The sequence below is a fragment of the Robertmurraya beringensis genome (genome assembly GCF_042433785.1).
In the GTDB taxonomy this organism is placed as follows: domain Bacteria; phylum Bacillota; class Bacilli; order Bacillales; family Cytobacillaceae; genus Robertmurraya_A; species Robertmurraya_A beringensis.
Window position 1 is genome coordinate 40,038 of record NZ_JBHLUU010000017.1, and the last position, 15,046, is coordinate 55,083.

11 protein-coding genes, 24 tRNA genes, 2 rRNA genes and 1 riboswitch are annotated in these 15,046 nt (G+C 39.3%); of the genes, 1 reads left to right on the forward strand and 36 read right to left on the reverse strand.

Annotated features, from left to right (window positions below):
• Nucleotides 1-12 precede the first annotated feature (12 nt).
• Together ACFFHF_RS06205 and ganR are read right to left on the reverse strand one after the other, a co-directional pair.
• On the reverse strand, nucleotides 13-1,746 hold the full coding sequence (locus ACFFHF_RS06205; protein WP_160548223.1) for a WG repeat-containing protein: 1,734 nt from the start codon (nucleotides 1,744-1,746) through the stop codon (nucleotides 13-15).
• Nucleotides 1,747-1,895: 149 nt separating this feature from the next.
• Nucleotides 1,896-2,888, reverse strand: a complete 993-nt coding sequence (gene ganR, locus ACFFHF_RS06210; protein ID WP_160548222.1) for a galactan degradation operon transcriptional regulator GanR — start codon at nucleotides 2,886-2,888, stop codon at nucleotides 1,896-1,898.
• Between the two features lie 206 nt (nucleotides 2,889-3,094).
• On the opposite strand from ganR, the gene ACFFHF_RS06215 reads away from it, so the two are divergent.
• Nucleotides 3,095-3,742, forward strand: coding sequence for a cupin domain-containing protein (locus ACFFHF_RS06215; RefSeq protein ID WP_160548221.1), 648 nt, complete (start codon nucleotides 3,095-3,097; stop codon nucleotides 3,740-3,742).
• A 100-nt stretch (nucleotides 3,743-3,842) separates the two neighbouring features.
• Here the strand turns inward: ACFFHF_RS06215 and ACFFHF_RS06220 are convergent, their stop codons facing one another.
• From ACFFHF_RS06220 to ACFFHF_RS06385, 34 genes are all read right to left on the reverse strand, one after another.
• Nucleotides 3,843-4,844, reverse strand: a complete 1,002-nt coding sequence (locus ACFFHF_RS06220) for an ABC transporter permease (protein ID WP_160548220.1) — start codon at nucleotides 4,842-4,844, stop codon at nucleotides 3,843-3,845.
• A gap of 1 nt (nucleotide 4,845) precedes the next feature.
• Nucleotides 4,846-6,348 carry a sugar ABC transporter ATP-binding protein gene (locus ACFFHF_RS06225; protein WP_377057724.1) on the reverse strand — a complete coding sequence of 501 codons (1,503 nt, stop codon included), beginning with the start codon at nucleotides 6,346-6,348 and terminating at the stop codon, nucleotides 4,846-4,848.
• A 250-nt stretch (nucleotides 6,349-6,598) separates the two neighbouring features.
• Nucleotides 6,599-7,711 (reverse strand): sugar ABC transporter substrate-binding protein, encoded by a 1,113-nt coding sequence (locus ACFFHF_RS06230; RefSeq protein ID WP_160548219.1) that lies wholly within the window; start codon nucleotides 7,709-7,711, stop codon nucleotides 6,599-6,601.
• Nucleotides 7,712-7,835: 124 nt separating this feature from the next.
• Nucleotides 7,836-7,943: riboswitch (SAM riboswitch) on the reverse strand.
• Between the two features lie 148 nt (nucleotides 7,944-8,091).
• Entirely contained in the window at nucleotides 8,092-8,799 is a 708-nt protein-coding gene (locus tag ACFFHF_RS06235; RefSeq protein WP_377057725.1) for a DNA alkylation repair protein, read from the reverse strand.
• A 38-nt stretch (nucleotides 8,800-8,837) separates the two neighbouring features.
• Nucleotides 8,838-9,485, reverse strand: a complete 648-nt coding sequence (locus ACFFHF_RS06240) for a DUF1801 domain-containing protein (protein ID WP_160548217.1) — start codon at nucleotides 9,483-9,485, stop codon at nucleotides 8,838-8,840.
• Between the two features lie 27 nt (nucleotides 9,486-9,512).
• Nucleotides 9,513-9,911 carry a VOC family protein gene (locus ACFFHF_RS06245; protein WP_160548216.1) on the reverse strand — a complete coding sequence of 133 codons (399 nt, stop codon included), beginning with the start codon at nucleotides 9,909-9,911 and terminating at the stop codon, nucleotides 9,513-9,515.
• A 212-nt stretch (nucleotides 9,912-10,123) separates the two neighbouring features.
• Nucleotides 10,124-11,464 (reverse strand): SpoIID/LytB domain-containing protein, encoded by a 1,341-nt coding sequence (locus tag ACFFHF_RS06250; protein ID WP_377057726.1) that lies wholly within the window; start codon nucleotides 11,462-11,464, stop codon nucleotides 10,124-10,126.
• Nucleotides 11,433-11,822 carry a VOC family protein gene (locus ACFFHF_RS06255; RefSeq protein WP_160548215.1) on the reverse strand — a complete coding sequence of 130 codons (390 nt, stop codon included), beginning with the start codon at nucleotides 11,820-11,822 and terminating at the stop codon, nucleotides 11,433-11,435. Before ACFFHF_RS06255 ends, ACFFHF_RS06250 begins: the two co-directional genes overlap by 32 nt.
• A 186-nt stretch (nucleotides 11,823-12,008) precedes the next feature.
• A tRNA-Arg gene (locus tag ACFFHF_RS06260) sits at nucleotides 12,009-12,082 on the reverse strand.
• A gap of 10 nt (nucleotides 12,083-12,092) precedes the next feature.
• A tRNA-Ser gene (locus ACFFHF_RS06265) sits at nucleotides 12,093-12,183 on the reverse strand.
• A gap of 13 nt (nucleotides 12,184-12,196) precedes the next feature.
• Nucleotides 12,197-12,271: transfer RNA gene (locus ACFFHF_RS06270), tRNA-Asn, on the reverse strand.
• Between the two features lie 34 nt (nucleotides 12,272-12,305).
• Nucleotides 12,306-12,382: transfer RNA gene (locus ACFFHF_RS06275), tRNA-Ile, on the reverse strand.
• A 5-nt stretch (nucleotides 12,383-12,387) separates the two neighbouring features.
• Nucleotides 12,388-12,461: transfer RNA gene (locus ACFFHF_RS06280), tRNA-Gly, on the reverse strand.
• An 11-nt stretch (nucleotides 12,462-12,472) separates the two neighbouring features.
• A tRNA-Cys gene (locus tag ACFFHF_RS06285) sits at nucleotides 12,473-12,546 on the reverse strand.
• A gap of 4 nt (nucleotides 12,547-12,550) precedes the next feature.
• A tRNA-Gln gene (locus ACFFHF_RS06290) sits at nucleotides 12,551-12,622 on the reverse strand.
• A 20-nt stretch (nucleotides 12,623-12,642) separates the two neighbouring features.
• Nucleotides 12,643-12,718, reverse strand: a tRNA-His gene (locus ACFFHF_RS06295).
• 5 nt (nucleotides 12,719-12,723) lie between these two features.
• Nucleotides 12,724-12,807: transfer RNA gene (locus ACFFHF_RS06300), tRNA-Tyr, on the reverse strand.
• A gap of 31 nt (nucleotides 12,808-12,838) precedes the next feature.
• Nucleotides 12,839-12,914: transfer RNA gene (locus tag ACFFHF_RS06305), tRNA-Phe, on the reverse strand.
• 132 nt (nucleotides 12,915-13,046) lie between these two features.
• Nucleotides 13,047-13,122, reverse strand: a tRNA-Asp gene (locus tag ACFFHF_RS06310).
• A gap of 33 nt (nucleotides 13,123-13,155) precedes the next feature.
• Nucleotides 13,156-13,229 (reverse strand) — tRNA-Met (locus ACFFHF_RS06315).
• Between the two features lie 38 nt (nucleotides 13,230-13,267).
• Nucleotides 13,268-13,360 (reverse strand) — tRNA-Ser (locus tag ACFFHF_RS06320).
• Nucleotides 13,361-13,367: 7 nt separating this feature from the next.
• Nucleotides 13,368-13,444: transfer RNA gene (locus tag ACFFHF_RS06325), tRNA-Met, on the reverse strand.
• An 87-nt stretch (nucleotides 13,445-13,531) separates the two neighbouring features.
• Nucleotides 13,532-13,604: transfer RNA gene (locus tag ACFFHF_RS06330), tRNA-Ala, on the reverse strand.
• A gap of 14 nt (nucleotides 13,605-13,618) precedes the next feature.
• A tRNA-Pro gene (locus ACFFHF_RS06335) sits at nucleotides 13,619-13,695 on the reverse strand.
• Nucleotides 13,696-13,708: 13 nt separating this feature from the next.
• Nucleotides 13,709-13,785 (reverse strand) — tRNA-Arg (locus ACFFHF_RS06340).
• Between the two features lie 94 nt (nucleotides 13,786-13,879).
• Nucleotides 13,880-13,968: transfer RNA gene (locus ACFFHF_RS06345), tRNA-Leu, on the reverse strand.
• 12 nt (nucleotides 13,969-13,980) lie between these two features.
• Nucleotides 13,981-14,055: transfer RNA gene (locus ACFFHF_RS06350), tRNA-Gly, on the reverse strand.
• Nucleotides 14,056-14,089: 34 nt separating this feature from the next.
• Nucleotides 14,090-14,174: transfer RNA gene (locus ACFFHF_RS06355), tRNA-Leu, on the reverse strand.
• 45 nt (nucleotides 14,175-14,219) lie between these two features.
• A tRNA-Lys gene (locus ACFFHF_RS06360) sits at nucleotides 14,220-14,295 on the reverse strand.
• Between the two features lie 9 nt (nucleotides 14,296-14,304).
• Nucleotides 14,305-14,380 (reverse strand) — tRNA-Thr (locus ACFFHF_RS06365).
• A gap of 101 nt (nucleotides 14,381-14,481) precedes the next feature.
• Nucleotides 14,482-14,554, reverse strand: a tRNA-Val gene (locus ACFFHF_RS06370).
• A 62-nt stretch (nucleotides 14,555-14,616) separates the two neighbouring features.
• Nucleotides 14,617-14,691: transfer RNA gene (locus ACFFHF_RS06375), tRNA-Glu, on the reverse strand.
• Nucleotides 14,692-14,735: 44 nt separating this feature from the next.
• Nucleotides 14,736-14,851, reverse strand: a 5S ribosomal RNA gene (rrf, locus tag ACFFHF_RS06380).
• A gap of 73 nt (nucleotides 14,852-14,924) precedes the next feature.
• A 23S ribosomal RNA gene (locus ACFFHF_RS06385) occupies nucleotides 14,925-15,046 on the reverse strand; the annotation flags it as partial.

Genomic DNA, 15,046 nt, shown 5'->3' on the forward strand with positions numbered 1-15,046 from the left:
TTCTTTTTTACATTATTGAAAAGATCGCCAAAAGGCTCCCGTTTCATTGATTACACTCTTTATGTCTTGATAAGAGATTTTAAACTCTGGGAATCCTAGAGCATAGGCTGCGATCTCATAGGGCTTAAAATAGATGACTAGCTCCTCTTTCGTTACATAAAAAGGTTGGTTTTCTACTATCCCTTTATAATCTTCTTCGTTAATATAGGAATCCTCTTGTTGTTGAATCTGCTTCCTTATGACCTCACTTAGTACGTTTACATAATTACTGTCAGGCTTAAATAAATCCTTTAATGCATAAATACGGCTCGTATTTAGATCAATGGGAATATTGATTTTTGATGGCATACCATGGGCTGCACCAAAGGGATACTCATATCCTGTCAATTCCAAAACGAGTAAATGTTTCTTATAAAATTGGACATTAAAATCGCCAGAATAACTATAATATAACGGTTCATTCTTAGGTAATTCCTTCACTCTTGATGTTTCCCTTAACACTTGGTTTACTTTAGACTGAGCTTCTTTATCCGTCATTCCAACAATTTGTGGATAATACACTAGATAATCTTTAGTCGGTCTATACTTTCCTTCATGAATAAAAAGAGAGCCATTTAAGGGAAGAATGGAATTTTGTGCCCAAATGAGATGGCCATATCTATTAAAGTATGAATATCGTTCATCAACAAAGGCTTGAATCAAATGGTCTTTTAAACTAAGTGTTCCTACTCCATGAATTACGGGTAGATTCAAAGCTCGTCTGCCGTTTTTATTGATAAAAAAAGAGCTTATCCCTTTTGTTACGCTGCTATATTTTCCTTCAAATTCATTCATACTGTCATAACTAAAATCCGTCAAAAATACACCAGTAGTCGTATCGGCAAGTGCAAAAATCGTACCAGCCTGAGGATACTCTGGGTCAATCGCTTTGGCAACAGAAGCCCGCTCTCCCCTTAACAGTTGAATATCATGGTATTTTGGTTCAAGAATATAAGCTCCTGTTTTATCAATAAATCCATATTCGTTTTTATAATTCTCTGAGACATTAACAATGGCTCTTCCCTTCTCAAAGGGACCAGCATACGAAAAGCGAGGAGGGATGACGACCTTCCCTGCTTCATTTACATACCCAGCTTTATCCCGAACAGTTTTCCTAAAGGAAATCAATGCTTCACTTAACGGACCCATTTGTTCAAAAGGATAGATAGTAAGGATCTCACCATCCAACCCAATAATTGCAGATGTACCGTCCTTCAGTCCTACTATTGCTTTACCGTCACGAAAATCATGTGCATAGATATATTGAGGAGGAATGATTATGTTCCCACTAGAATCTAAATAGCCATAAAGAAATTCTGTTCTATTTACAAATTCCTGAATAACAGCTCGTTGTTCCCGAAAATCACCAATATACGAAAACGGGTAGGGCTTGTCATTTAGAATTTCTCCTTTCTCATTAATCACGCTATAGCCCTTTTCATCCTCAAATACAAATGCAAGGCCTTCAAAAAAGGGATAAATGGAATGATAAATGGGGCGGACTACAAACTTGCCGTTTTGGTCAATTATACCTGCACGACCGTTTAGCCATACGATTGCCAGCCCGTTCGGTTGGAATACATTTACTTCCTCATATTGAGGAGGGATAACAAATTGTCCTATATTATTGATATATCCCCATTGAATCCCGTCTATAGTTCTAATTGAAGCTGGAAATAACTCATTCACGACACGGTGATTTTCCATGTATCTATCACTCCATATGAACATTTTTTCAATAGCATATGGGGTGTTTCTTAAATTGTGTATTTTGTCCTTAATTAAAAAAGCGTTTCTGTTATTTACAGAAGCGCTTTTACTAGAAAAAACATTCATTTTTTACTAATAATCCATTCTTATTCCGTGCTTTTTCTAACTATTAGTTCAGAACCAAGGTAGAGTGTTTTAACAATTTTCCGCTTCTCTACCACTCTTTCAAGCAATAACTGTACTGCATTCTTACATAACTCCATTAAATCAATGTGAAAAGTCGTAAGTGGTGGAGAAACATACTTTGCGATACTAATATTATTTACACTAATAAGATTAACTCGCCCTGGTATCGCAATACCATATTCATTTAAAGCCTGTAAACAACCAACCGCAATCGGATCAGCAGCTATATAAAATGCAGTGGGCAATTCCTCTCCCAATGTATCTATGGCATTCTTCATAAGAGAGTACCCGTTATCCACGGAAAAGCCTCTCCGACAAAATACATATCGATCATTCAACTGACCCTTCTCTGTCATATAGGCACGAAATGTTTTCTCTCTTATATCCATTTCCTCAAGCCCTGTATTCGGATTATGAAATGTGCCTCCAATGAAGCCGATTCTGCTATGCCCCTTGTCAACAAAGAAATCCACTGCTCTTTTCGTCATTTCAGACAGGTCCGGCCGAACGGAATCGTAATGAACAGAGTCCGGAGTTGTATCAATAAATACTCCATTTAGGGTAATGCTTCTGAGACGGTGTAATTCTTTGTCTGTAAAAGACCCCACCGCTATAAATCCCTTGATATTATCAGGAATTTTCGCTATTCCATCTGCAATTTTGTACGTGGTAAGCTCCACATTAAACTTTTTTGCCCACTTTTCAATTTCAAGCCTCATCGTTTTAAAGTAAACGTCTTCAAGCTCCTCTTGATCTGTTAGCCAATACAAAAAGGCGATATTATTTACTAACTGCCGAACGGTTTTTCTTCTATAGTTAAGCTTCTCAGCTACCTCATATATTTTCTCACGTGTTTCATCTGGTACAGAAAGGCTCTCATCATTATTCAACACTCGGGAAACGGTGGAAATCGAAAAACCCGCCTGTTCTGCTATATCTTTAATCGTTGCCATTGTCAATTACCTCCAATTATCCATACCCATATTATACGATTCAACCACCACCCTAACAAGTAAATTTTTTTACTAATTAGTAGGAAAAAATTTTATTTATAATTTCACACTTTGAATATACGCTATAAAAGTGTTACACCGAACAACCCTCTCGTGCATAACATGCCTAGAGATTTATGTTTAAAATACAGAGGTGAGAAATATTTATGGTTTCATATATGGATTATACATCTCCATCCACTCAATTCACTTTTGATGTTAATACAAGTCCCTTGTTCATTAAAGATAACAAAAACTATATTAATGTTTTAGGTATTAAACAGTTAAATACACTTGAAAATGTGTCTCTCTTAGATATTTTCCTTAGCACGAATAATATAGTAGAACCGCATTATCACCAAAATGCAGCCGAACTTGTATATTGTATTTCTGGTTCTGCTACAGTATCGATACTAAATCCTTTTACAAAACAAATCCTAAATTACACTATTACACCTGGACAAGTGGCAAATGTTCCACAAGGATGGTGGCATTATGAAATAGCTTTAGTTGATAACACCCATCTTTTGGCTATTTTTAATGCGCCTACTCCAGAAGTTATTTTAGGTTCTGATATATTGAAATTTACCCCTGCAAAAATCATGGCGCATACCTATTGTCTTAATGAAAATCAATGGAAACAAGCCACTTCATCTGTTAAACCATCAACATATATAGGTCCATACAAGGATTGTAATAGATCAACGGATCATAGCCCTTATCAACATATTAATCAAACGCATGAACCATCCCGATATATTCGGCAATACCCACAGCCACTATACGGTCACCATTATCAGCAATATTGGGGCTAACAGTTGTTTATTAATGCAATCCAAAACATAGGAAACCATGATTTTTCAATTTTAAAAATAAAAATAGACCCATTCACATCGAATAGGCCTCTTCCATTTATTATTTTTGTTTATAATATGTGATGGCTAATGCAAATGCTAAAACCGTTCCCTTTACGATGTCCATTGCGTAATAGGGAACAGACATCATTACAAGTCCGTTTGCTAAAATCCCGATCAACACCGCACCAACGAAGGTTCCGAATGCATTTGGCTTACCGGCACCTAAAACGGAAAATCCGATAAATGCAGCTGCTACAGAATCCATTAAGTAAGGTGCACCTGAGTTGATTTCAGATGTCATAACCCGTGAAGCTAAGACAATTCCGCCAATGGCGGCAAAGAGCGCAGAAAGCAGGTAGGCAGCCACTTTGTACTTATTAACCGGAATACCTGATAGTCTTGCTGCTTCTTTATTTCCCCCGATCACATACATGTATCTTCCATGTTTCGTATACGTTAAAAAGATATGAACCACAACAACGACAACAACCATAATGACAATAATCCATGGCACCTGGCCGATTTTCGAAAAAAACGGACTAATAAGGCCTTCTGCCATCGTTCCATCAGGCAACACCATGTTTTGTGAAACAGTCGCTCCCTTTGTATAGGTCAATGCCGTTCCTTGAATAACGAACATGGTTGCAAGCGTCATTAACATATCAGGAATCCGCATTTTTACAATCATAATAGAATTCAATATCCCTACAATTAATGCTGCGGCAATTGCCGAAATAATAGCTACAAAGGTATTTTGCGAAAACCAAACGAACATAGAAATCACGATTGCATTTGATAAGGAGGCCACCGATCCAACGGAAAGATCAAAGCCATCAACCGTTAAACTGATGGTAATCCCGATTGCAATGATAGTTACAATTGAAATGGAACGCAGGATATTTACAATATTATTTCCTTGTATAAATGCGGGATTGGCCAATGAAAATATGATCACTAGTGCAATGATCGTAATAATCGTTCCATATTTATAAAAAAATTGGAATAGATCAAATGACGTTTTTGCCGGGGTCTGTTTCTTTGCTGTTATGTTTGCCTCCATCTTACCTGCCCCCTGTTGAATAGAATAATAGTTCTTCTTCATTAGTTGATTTTGTTTCTAGTTCCTTCACTGATCTTCCATCATAAAGGACATAGACCCGATTCGTAATTCCCATAATCTCTGATAGTTCAGATGATGCATAAATAATAGCTTTTCCGCGGCTTGCCAGCTCGACAATAAGATTAAAAATGTCCTTTTTTGCTCCAACATCTACACCTTTGGTCGGCTCATCAAAAATATAGACATCAGCATCGGCTACGAGCCACTTGCCAATGGCAATCTTCTGTTGATTACCGCCAGAAAGATTTTGAACTTTTGTTTCTTCAGAAGGTGTCTTTATTCCAAGACGATTGATCAGTGCCTTTGCAACTAACTTTTCTTTTTTCCTATCCAGGAAACTAAAATCTTTTGAAAAATGCCTTAAATTCACTACAGTTAAATTTGATTCAACCGACGCATTTACAAGAATCCCTTCTTTTCGGCGCTCTTCAGGGACCAAGGCCAGTCCATTCTTAACCGCTTCATACGGGTTTTTAACATTAACTCTTTTTCCGTTAACCTTGACTTCTCCTGCCACTAATTTGCCTTCAACCCCGAACAAAGCTTTACAGAACTCGGTCTTACCGGCACCTACAAGTCCAGCAATTCCCACAATCTCCCCTGCTTTGACGTTCATGCTAAAATCTTTAATCTTATCTTTATCTGTAAGTCCTTTTACCTCAAGGAATGTGTCTCCAATGGTCATGAATTTATCAGGAAACTGGTCACCGAGTTTTTGACCAAGCATATGCTCCACTACTTTGTTTTGGTTAGTATCCGAAATCCTCTGTCTCTCAACTACTTCCCCATTTCTCATAATCGTAATATCATCACAAATCTCAAAAATCTCTGGAAGTCGATGTGAGATGAAAATAACTCCAACATCACGGTTCTTTAATTCTTGTACGATACGAAATAACTCATTTGTCTCCGTATGACTAAGAGGTGCTGTCGGCTCATCTAAGATGAGGAATCTACATTCTTTTGACACCGCTCTGGCGATTAAGACCATTTGTTTTTCTGCTAATGTTAATTCACTTACTAGTTTTTTAGTTGGAAGAGACAAATTCATTTCTGATAGGATGGTGGCCGCTCTAGAATGCAAGCTTTTCCAATTAACCCATTGCTTCTTTCCCATGTTGTGTACCGTGTCCATTAACATGATATTTTCCGCAACCGTTAAATAGGGAATCAGAGCTGTATCCACTTCCTGATATACAATTTGAATTCCTGCGTCCATGGCACTTTTGGGCGAACGAATGGTCATAGATTGTCCATCCAATGTGATTTCACCAGTATAGTGATCATATGCCCCTGAAAGAACCTTCATCAAGGTTGACTTCCCAGCACCATTGGCTCCAATTAAGGCATGAGTTTTCCCGCTTTTAACTGAAAAATCCACCCTATTTAATGCTTTTACACCCGGAAATTCAATTGACACATTTTTCATCTCTAAAGTGGTCATGATGTCACCGTCCTTTCAAAGAAAAGCGCAAGCGCCCGTTAAGCGACGTATGGACTGGAGCGCTCTGACTGAGATAAAGGAAACACGGAGAGCGTTAGCGATCCGATGTTGACTTATCGTAGGGAGGAGAGCGAAGTACACTAGTCGCTGGGCGCTGGAGCTAGACACTGTTCAAAGTTCAATATTTTATACTTTCTTCAAAGAAACACTCTCTTTATCTAGTGAAAAAGAGTGCCTATCAATAAGTCCCTTACTTCTTATAGTGTTCCTTTAGCGTCTTCATCCAGTCTTCTTCAAATTCTGTTGATTGACCCCATCCTTCAATGATTTCACTTAAATTGACCATATTAACAGGATCTTTTGACTTTTGAAGGTCTTCTTGAGAGATAAGTGAAGCTTCCAAATCATACGTTTGTGGTGTTTCCTCGCCTGCTAATTTCTTTGCTAGTATTCTCATATTTACTGAACCAATCAACTTAGGATCAACAGCTGCCGTATATCTCCAAGCGCTGCCTTCTCTTTGGATTTCCTGCAAATCAGCATTTGAAACATCGATTCCATAGATTTTAACTTCTTCTCTGCCAGCTTCTTTTAACGCGCGAGCCGCACCGATGGCAAAAGCATCCCAAGTGGCAAAAATCGCATCAAGTTCACCCTTAGGGTATTTATTCAACATTGCAGCAACCGCATTTTGGGTTTGAACACTAGTATCAGCTGCTGCTACGCCAAAGCGCTCCACTTCTTTAATGCCAGGATTATTTGCTAGAACCTCTTCATACACTTTATTTCGTCTAACCATTGGTGGGAATCCGTCCACCCATAGGTATGCAATATTGGCTTCCCCTTTTGTTTCTTTTACTAATTGATCCAATGATAGAGTAGCTAGTGCTTCATCATCTTGTGACACAAGAGTAACACCGTCAACACTTGTTAAATTTGCATTCGAGTCAAATGCCACTACGCTTTTTCCAGCATCAACAATTTTCTGTATGTCATTAACGGTAGCATCATCATCACCGTGAGAAATAACAAATCCATCATAATCTTGATTTAACGCTTGATTAATCGCATCATGAAATTTCGCTGTATCTCCATTTGCCGTAAATACATCCACTTGGAATCCTAATGCTTCCCCTTCTTGCTTTGCACCTGCTAAGAACTGAGCTGTGTGATCGTCCCCACCAATTTTACGAATAACTTTGATTTTTGGTTGGTCTCCATTTGCAAAGCGCTCAGGTACACCTTCAATCGGTGTGTTCGATCCTGTTGCTTCCTTTGTTTCTCCCCCTGTTGCACAGCCTGTAAGCAAAAGTGTTGCAGCGATAGCTGATACAAATGCACTCTTTAAAAAGTTCCTCTTCATGATTCTTTCTCCCCTTTTTGTTTTTTATGTCTTCTTACCAACGTTGCTCTTAGGAGAGTTTTTATAAAATATAAAAAACCTCTCCAGAAAAGAGAGGTTTCATCACAAAATAAGGACTACTCCTCTCTTATCTCTCAAAACAAAATCTTGTTTTGCAGGATTTAGCACCAATTCCATTCGGAACGGTTGCTGGGCGTCATCGGGCCAGTCCCTCTGCCACTCTTGATAAGAGAACGTATTTTATTCATTTACTTTAATAAAGTATAAAACTTAATTTAATATTCTATTAACAAATTGTCAATAGTATTTTCTAAATATTTTTAATAGAAATATTATTCCCACGTAATTTCTAGATCAGCATCCCGATACAAAACTATTTTTTAACATCGTACATATTTACGTTTGAAACCAAGCTTCCCTCTATCCATTTCTTTTTGAATACTTTCATAAGCGTTTAAGAAACTGCTTTTTTTATTGTCTCGTTTGACTTCTACGATTCCTATTTCCTTTGAGACCTCGACTGCCTTTTCATGTTGCGGCAAATAGGAAATCGCCACCGTGTATACGAAATTATTCATAGCAGATTTGGTTCGTTCCGGCGAATCATGAATCGAATTTTTCACCATATCCAGCATATTGGAAATCTTGCTTTCGGAAAATTCTTTATCCTTTCGATTCCCTAAAAGCCAGCAATAGCAACTCCATCCAGCCGACATTTTCAATTCGTCACCGCTTGCAATCCATTTATCTGCAACGTCTTGTGCAATATCTGACTCTGATAAAGTGACTGCGACCACATAATCGGACAGCATATAAAAATACGCACCATCTATCCAGCGTTCATAATCTGCTTCAGTCATAGCTTTTGGGTCAGCAATAATGCCTGCAAAATACATGGCATCGTAATTACCTGTGGTATAAAGCTTGTCAGCTAAATCTTGGTTGATTTTTATTTTCTTTGCAATTGGTTTCATAGCCCCTGTTGCCACGCCAAAAAGTGGCTCGTGCGCACCATTGGATATGTACATTTTCTTACTTCGTTCTTTACCGAGGGCTTCAAGCTCTTGCATCACTGTTTCAATATCCATAGCTTTGAACTTCCTTCCTTACTTTTATCATATTTTTTTTATCGAATGTTCTTGTGCGAGCCATCACAGGAGGGCATTTTTTTAGAAAGTCCACAAGTGCAATCCTTTAATCCCTTTCCGCTTAGAATTCTCTCCATACAATTCTCTACCCTTGACACTCGAGTTTTGGATTGTTTTGGTTGAGAAAAATAAAGAATATATGCTCTTTGCCGTCCCGGTGTCAATGCTTCAAAAGCAGTTTTTAAGTCTGGTGACTCATCGAATTTATCTTGAAGTTCTTCTGGAATAATGAATTCTGTATCCTTTTTTAAAGTTACTTCCAAACCGGCTTTTTCCACTTCAATGGCTTCAAGTATGTATTCTTTCAAAATAGGTTCTAGTTCAATTATTTCTTGAAGATGAGTGAATCGAATCTGGCGTGCCGCCTGTACATTCTCGGTTTGTTGGACAAGAATTCCATGGGGATCCTTTAATAAGGCACCTTTGTGAAACAGAAGTGCACAATATTCTTTAAATCCATGTATTAATACGACATTTTTCTTCTCAAGCGTGTAACACGGATGCATCCATTTAAATTCTTCGGTCAGATCACAGTCAAGAACAATCTGTCTCAACCGCTCAGATTCTTCCCTCCATTTTTTAACTTTACTTAAATAATCATCAACCTTTGGATTCAGAACTGCCATGTTGTTTCCTCCCATAAAAAAATTACTTCACGAAGGAAGATTTAGTTGCCATGACACACCAAATCGATCATTTAACCAACCAAACCTTTGACTAAAACCATAGTCACCAATTGGCATAAGTGCTTGTCCGCCCTCGATCAGTTTCTGATAAACGTTGTTAATTTCTTCTTCGGTATCACATGTAACAAAAATTGAGAAGGATGGAGTAAATGTAAACTGATGCTTTAAATTACTATCTATACACATAAATTCTTGGCCTTTTATAGAAAAAGTAGCCTGCATTACCGTTCCTTCATCTCCAGATTCATTCGCTCCATAGCGAACAATACTTGTAATTTCTGAATCCTCAATAATAGATATGTAATAATTCATTGCTTCTTCTGCTTTGCCATCTTGAAACATTAAGAATGGTGTAACTTTTCCCATTACGATCAGCTCCTTAAGTTAGTAGGGCTACCTTATCTATTTATTACATTCCTATAATTACAATATAAATAAAGACAGGAAATTTCACTAGTGTTAATGATTAAATCTGAAAATAATTAGATGTTTATTTTTCTATCCCTTCCAAATCAGTATGAACGGCAAAAAAAAGGATGATACCCGAAAGATATCATCACATGGTATTCACTACAATATTATTCTTGAAAGGTTTGAGTCACTTTCACTTGGGTGCCAGGATAATAGTGTCCAATAATTTCTTTGTAGTGTTTCCCTTCTTCTGCCATTTCATTTGCCCCCCATTGACTCATACCAACGCCATGCCCATGGCCTTTGCCACTTACTTTATAAGAAGTTGGATTGATTTCAAATGAACTTATTAAGTAACTTCTAAAATGACCTCCACCTATCATTGGACGTATTTTTTTTAATTCAACATGATCCAACGAAACTCTTTCGAATAAAATGGTTCCATCAATCAACCTTCTCATAAATTCAATTTGGATCGAGCCAATCATCGACCTTTGTGATTCATTTTTAACTTTATCGATTGCCATAAAAGGAATACCTAAAATTTTTATGTCACCTTCATAACCATTTCGATTAAGCCATTTTTTAATAGAGTCGCTGATTTTACCATCTTTCTCCTTTAGCTCGTTCCAGTCCTTCGATTGAATTTCATCCAGATCTATTTGTGTTTTTTGTAATGTAAAATCCCAGGGTTGAATGGGATCAAAAGGATCTGGTTTGATTGGGAAATATGGGCTTGGATTTCCGCCCCATACATTTTTATTACTCTCTGTGATTCCACCATTACTTGCAGAATAAAAAGCGCTTATGGGCTTATTTTGAAATGTAATAATTTCTCCTTTTGTATCAATTACAGCCCTCTTTGTATTACTAAATTCATTGTATCCTCCGTAAACTTGATATTGGATGGTGTCGTCGAGTTGGGGATTCTTATGGGTGATTGTATACGTGCGAGCAGCTAACGTTTGTGCCTTTAAAGCCTCAATATTCCATTCAGGAAACACTTCAAATGGAACAACTCCTTTTAAGTAATCCTCTAATAGTATCTGATTAGCAGGTCTTATGTGTTTTCCTTCTATATCAAACTCTACCGCTCCCATATAAGGTCTTCCATCAATGTATATTAGGTGCTCTTCATCATAAGTATCAGGATATAAAATGAACGGGCTACCGATTTCCATTTTTGACTTACCGCAAATAAGAAACATTTTGCCATCTTTAAATGAAATTGTATATTCATCCCCTTCATTTAACACCAATGCTGGATCTAATGTTGAATAATTACCTTTTATGTAAAATGGTATTTTAGAGGTATCTCCAATATAATTTCGTAATCTCACAGAGATCATCTCTTCCGCTTGCACTTCACTTGTGAAAGCGAGTAAAACGAATATGAAAATCGATAGGATAAAAGTTTTCATAACCATATTATTTATTATGTTTTTACTGATTATTCCTGAAGCTTTATTCCAACTCTTATAATTCTGTTTGATTAACGTTAAGTTCAATCAAATTACCATCTGGGTCAGCACAGAAAATTTGTGCAAATCCACTTTTTCCGTAGGGTTTTTCAAGAATTTCCACTTCATTTTGTTTTAACCATGTAAGCGCATCATAATAGTTCTCTACTCTCAGAGCAAAGTGACCTTCTCTGCTGGATAAGCTTTTATCCTGACGAATCGTCTGTGAAGAAGGATCAACGATCAAGTGGAGTTGCTGTCCCTCTATTTCATACCAGGCACCTGAAAAATCAAAATCTGGACGTGGTATTTCATTTAAACATAATACATTCCCATAGAAATCTTTTGCTCTTTCCAAATCTGTAACTGTAAGACTTACGTGATGGAGACTTTTATATTTAATCAAAATGTACACTCCTTTTATTCTTCTCTTATTTGTATCTTACTCAAAAAACCTCCTATGTGGAAGTGGCCTCCCACCCTCTACTCTTCAAGTTTATCTGAAAAGCCCAAGGGTTAACATTTTCTTAAAAGATAAAAAAACACAACAAAAAAACGCTTGATAGCGTTTTTGTTGTGTTTTTATTTTTTACGCGCCTTAGAGGATTCGAACCTCTGACCGTACGCTTAGAAGGCGTATGCTCTATCCAGCTGAGCTAAAGGCGCATCTATATAGTGGCGGAGAAGGAGGGATTTGAACCCTCGCGCCGGTTACCCGACCTACACCCTTAGCAGGGGCGCCTCTTCAGCCTCTTGAGTACTTCCCCATAGACATAAAAATGGCTCCGCAGGTAGGACTCGAACCTACGACCGATCGGTTAACAGCCGATTGCTCTACCACTGAGCTACTGCGGAACATTGAAGAATTATTTTAATAGGGTAAAAAATCTGGTGGGCCTAAATGGACTCGAACCATCGACCTCACGCTTATCAGGCGTGCGCTCTAACCAGCTGAGCTATAGGCCCCTATTTGGAGCGGGTGATGAGAATCGAACTCACGACATCAGCTTGGAAGGCTGAGGTTTTACCATTAAACTACACCCGCAAATATAAAATTGGAGGCAACACCCGGATTTGAACCGGGGATAAAGGTTTTGCAGACCTCTGCCTTACCACTTGGCTATGCTGCCATAACTGGGCTAGCTGGATTCGAACCAACGCATGACGGAGTCAAAGTCCGTTGCCTTACCGCTTGGCTATAGCCCAATGAAAAAATTTATAAATAATGGGGCGACTGATGGGAATCGAACCCACGAATGTCGGAACCACAATCCGATGCGTTAACCACTTCGCCACAACCGCCATAATGGTGGAGGGGGACGGATTCGAACCGCCGAACCCAAGGGAGCGGATTTACAGTCCGCCGCGTTTAGCCACTTCGCTACCCCTCCATATAAAAATGATAAGAAACATTAATATGAATGGTGGCTCAGGACGGAATCGAACCGCCGACACAAGGATTTTCAGTCCTTTGCTCTACCGACTGAGCTACTGAGCCATATTTATTATAGTACCCTAGATACAGTTTTGCTTCGTCCTTCGTCCCGATTTTTCAAATCGGTACGCTGGATGCAATTCTAAGAAGATTATTCATCGTGCTCTACCGACTGAGCTACTGATACATATAAAATGGCGGTCCCGACCGGGATCGAACCGGCGATCTCCTGCGTGACAGGCAGGCATGTTAACCGCTACACCACGGGACCAGAAATTTTTCAAATTTAATTGAAAAATTTAGATTGCGGGGACAGGATTTGAACCTGCGACCTTCGGGTTATGAGCCCGACGAGCTACCAGACTGCTCCACCCCGCGATAATATTATAAGAAAAAGCTGTGTTGCATTTAAAAAATGGAGGAGGTAGAGGGATTCGAACCCCCGCGCGGTTTGACCCGCCTGTCGGTTTTCAAGACCGATCCCTTCAGCCGGACTTGGGTATACCTCCGTATCTTTGGTAGCGGCGGAGGGGATCGAACCCCCGACCTCACGGGTATGAACCGTACGCTCTAGCCAGCTGAGCTACACCGCCAAAATAATTCATTGAATTTTTAAAACACATGTTCAGGAATTAATGAAGATTATTTTCACTACACTACGTTCCGTGAAAAAATCTAAGTGGAGCCTAGCGGGATCGAACCGCTGACCTCCTGCGTGCAAGGCAGGCGCTCTCCCAGCTGAGCTAAGGCCCCATAATAAAGTTAGATGGTCGGGAAGACAGGATTCGAACCTGCGACCCCTTGGTCCCAAACCAAGTGCTCTACCAAGCTGAGCTACTCCCCGATTAAAACTAATATGGCGCGCCCGAAAGGAGTCGAACCCATAACCTTCTGATCCGTAGTCAGACGCTCTATCCAATTGAGCTACGGGCGCATGTTTTTCACTTTGATATCCAAGTGATAAGGAAAAAATGAAACCTATTTTGCTTTGCAATTTATCGATGGATATTTTACTTCGTAAAAATCCTTGGTGCCGAGGACCGGAATCGAACCGGTACGGTAGTCACCTACCGCAGGATTTTAAGTCCTGTGCGTCTGCCAGTTCCGCCACCCCGGCAAAAGAAGTTCTTGGAGCGGAAGACGGGATTCGAACCCGCGACCCCAACCTTGGCAAGGTTGTATTCTACCACTGAACTACTTCCGCAAATGGAAAATTATTTTACTATTGTATAAAACGTTGGTGCGGGTGAAGGGAGTCGAACCCCCACGCCTTGCGGCGCTAGATCCTAAGTCTAGTGCGTCTGCCAATTCCGCCACACCCGCGTTATGATAATTAATGGAAAGTTGTTTTGCTGAAGCAAAAAACTTTGGTGAGCCATGAAGGACTCGAACCTTCGACCCTCTGATTAAAAGTCAGATGCTCTACCGACTGAGCTAATGGCTCGGTATAAAGTGGTGCCGGTGAGAGGACTTGAACCCCCAACCTACTGATTACAAGTCAGTTGCTCTACCAATTGAGCTACGCCGGCTTATTAAGAAGACTATTTTTCACTTTCGTGACTTTAGGATGAATATTTTTCACTTCGTGACTTAAGGATGAATATTTTTCACTTCGTGAAAAAATTCTTAATGGAGGATGACGGGATCGAACCGCCGACCCCCTGCTTGTAAGGCAGGTGCTCTCCCAGCTGAGCTAATCCTCCGAAATGGAAAGTTATTTTCACTTCGTGAAAAAACTTGGTTATTTTCACTTCGTAAAAAAACTTGGTGACCCCTACGGGATTCGAACCCGTGTTACCGCCGTGAAAGGGCGGTGTCTTAACCGCTTGACCAAGGGGCCTAACTATATATTTTAGACAAAAATAATAGTCCCAATAGGGACAAGCCTGGCGACGTCCTACTCTCACAGAGGGAAACCCTCAACTACCATTGGCGCTGAAAAGCTTAACTTCCGTGTTCGATATGGGAACGGGTGTGACCTTTTCGCTATCGCCACCAGACTATAAAGTTTGAAGGTTGTTCCTTCAAAACTAGATAAAGAGTCAAAGTCAAAAGAATGAGTATCATTTAAATTTGGTTAAGTCCTCGATCGATTAGTATCAGTCAGCTCCACACGTCACCGCGCTTCCACCTCTGACCTATCAACCTGATCATCTTTCAGGGATCTTACTAGCTTACGCTATGGGAAATCTCAT

What these genes read in the sequence shown, in the direction of transcription:
- ACFFHF_RS06205 (WP_160548223.1), bottom strand. Translation starts at nt 1,746, where the DNA reads ATGGAAAATCACCGTGTCGTGAATGAGTTATTTCCAGCTTCAATTAGA.
- ganR (WP_160548222.1), bottom strand. Translation starts at nt 2,888, where the DNA reads ATGGCAACGATTAAAGATATAGCAGAACAGGCGGGTTTTTCGATTTCC.
- ACFFHF_RS06215 (WP_160548221.1), top strand. Translation starts at nt 3,095, where the DNA reads ATGGTTTCATATATGGATTATACATCTCCATCCACTCAATTCACTTTT.
- ACFFHF_RS06220 (WP_160548220.1), bottom strand. Translation starts at nt 4,844, where the DNA reads ATGGAGGCAAACATAACAGCAAAGAAACAGACCCCGGCAAAAACGTCA.
- ACFFHF_RS06225 (WP_377057724.1), bottom strand. Translation starts at nt 6,348, where the DNA reads ATGACCACTTTAGAGATGAAAAATGTGTCAATTGAATTTCCGGGTGTA.
- ACFFHF_RS06230 (WP_160548219.1), bottom strand. Translation starts at nt 7,711, where the DNA reads ATGAAGAGGAACTTTTTAAAGAGTGCATTTGTATCAGCTATCGCTGCA.
- ACFFHF_RS06235 (WP_377057725.1), bottom strand. Translation starts at nt 8,799, where the DNA reads ATGGATATTGAAACAGTGATGCAAGAGCTTGAAGCCCTCGGTAAAGAA.
- ACFFHF_RS06240 (WP_160548217.1), bottom strand. Translation starts at nt 9,485, where the DNA reads ATGGCAGTTCTGAATCCAAAGGTTGATGATTATTTAAGTAAAGTTAAA.
- ACFFHF_RS06245 (WP_160548216.1), bottom strand. Translation starts at nt 9,911, where the DNA reads ATGGGAAAAGTTACACCATTCTTAATGTTTCAAGATGGCAAAGCAGAA.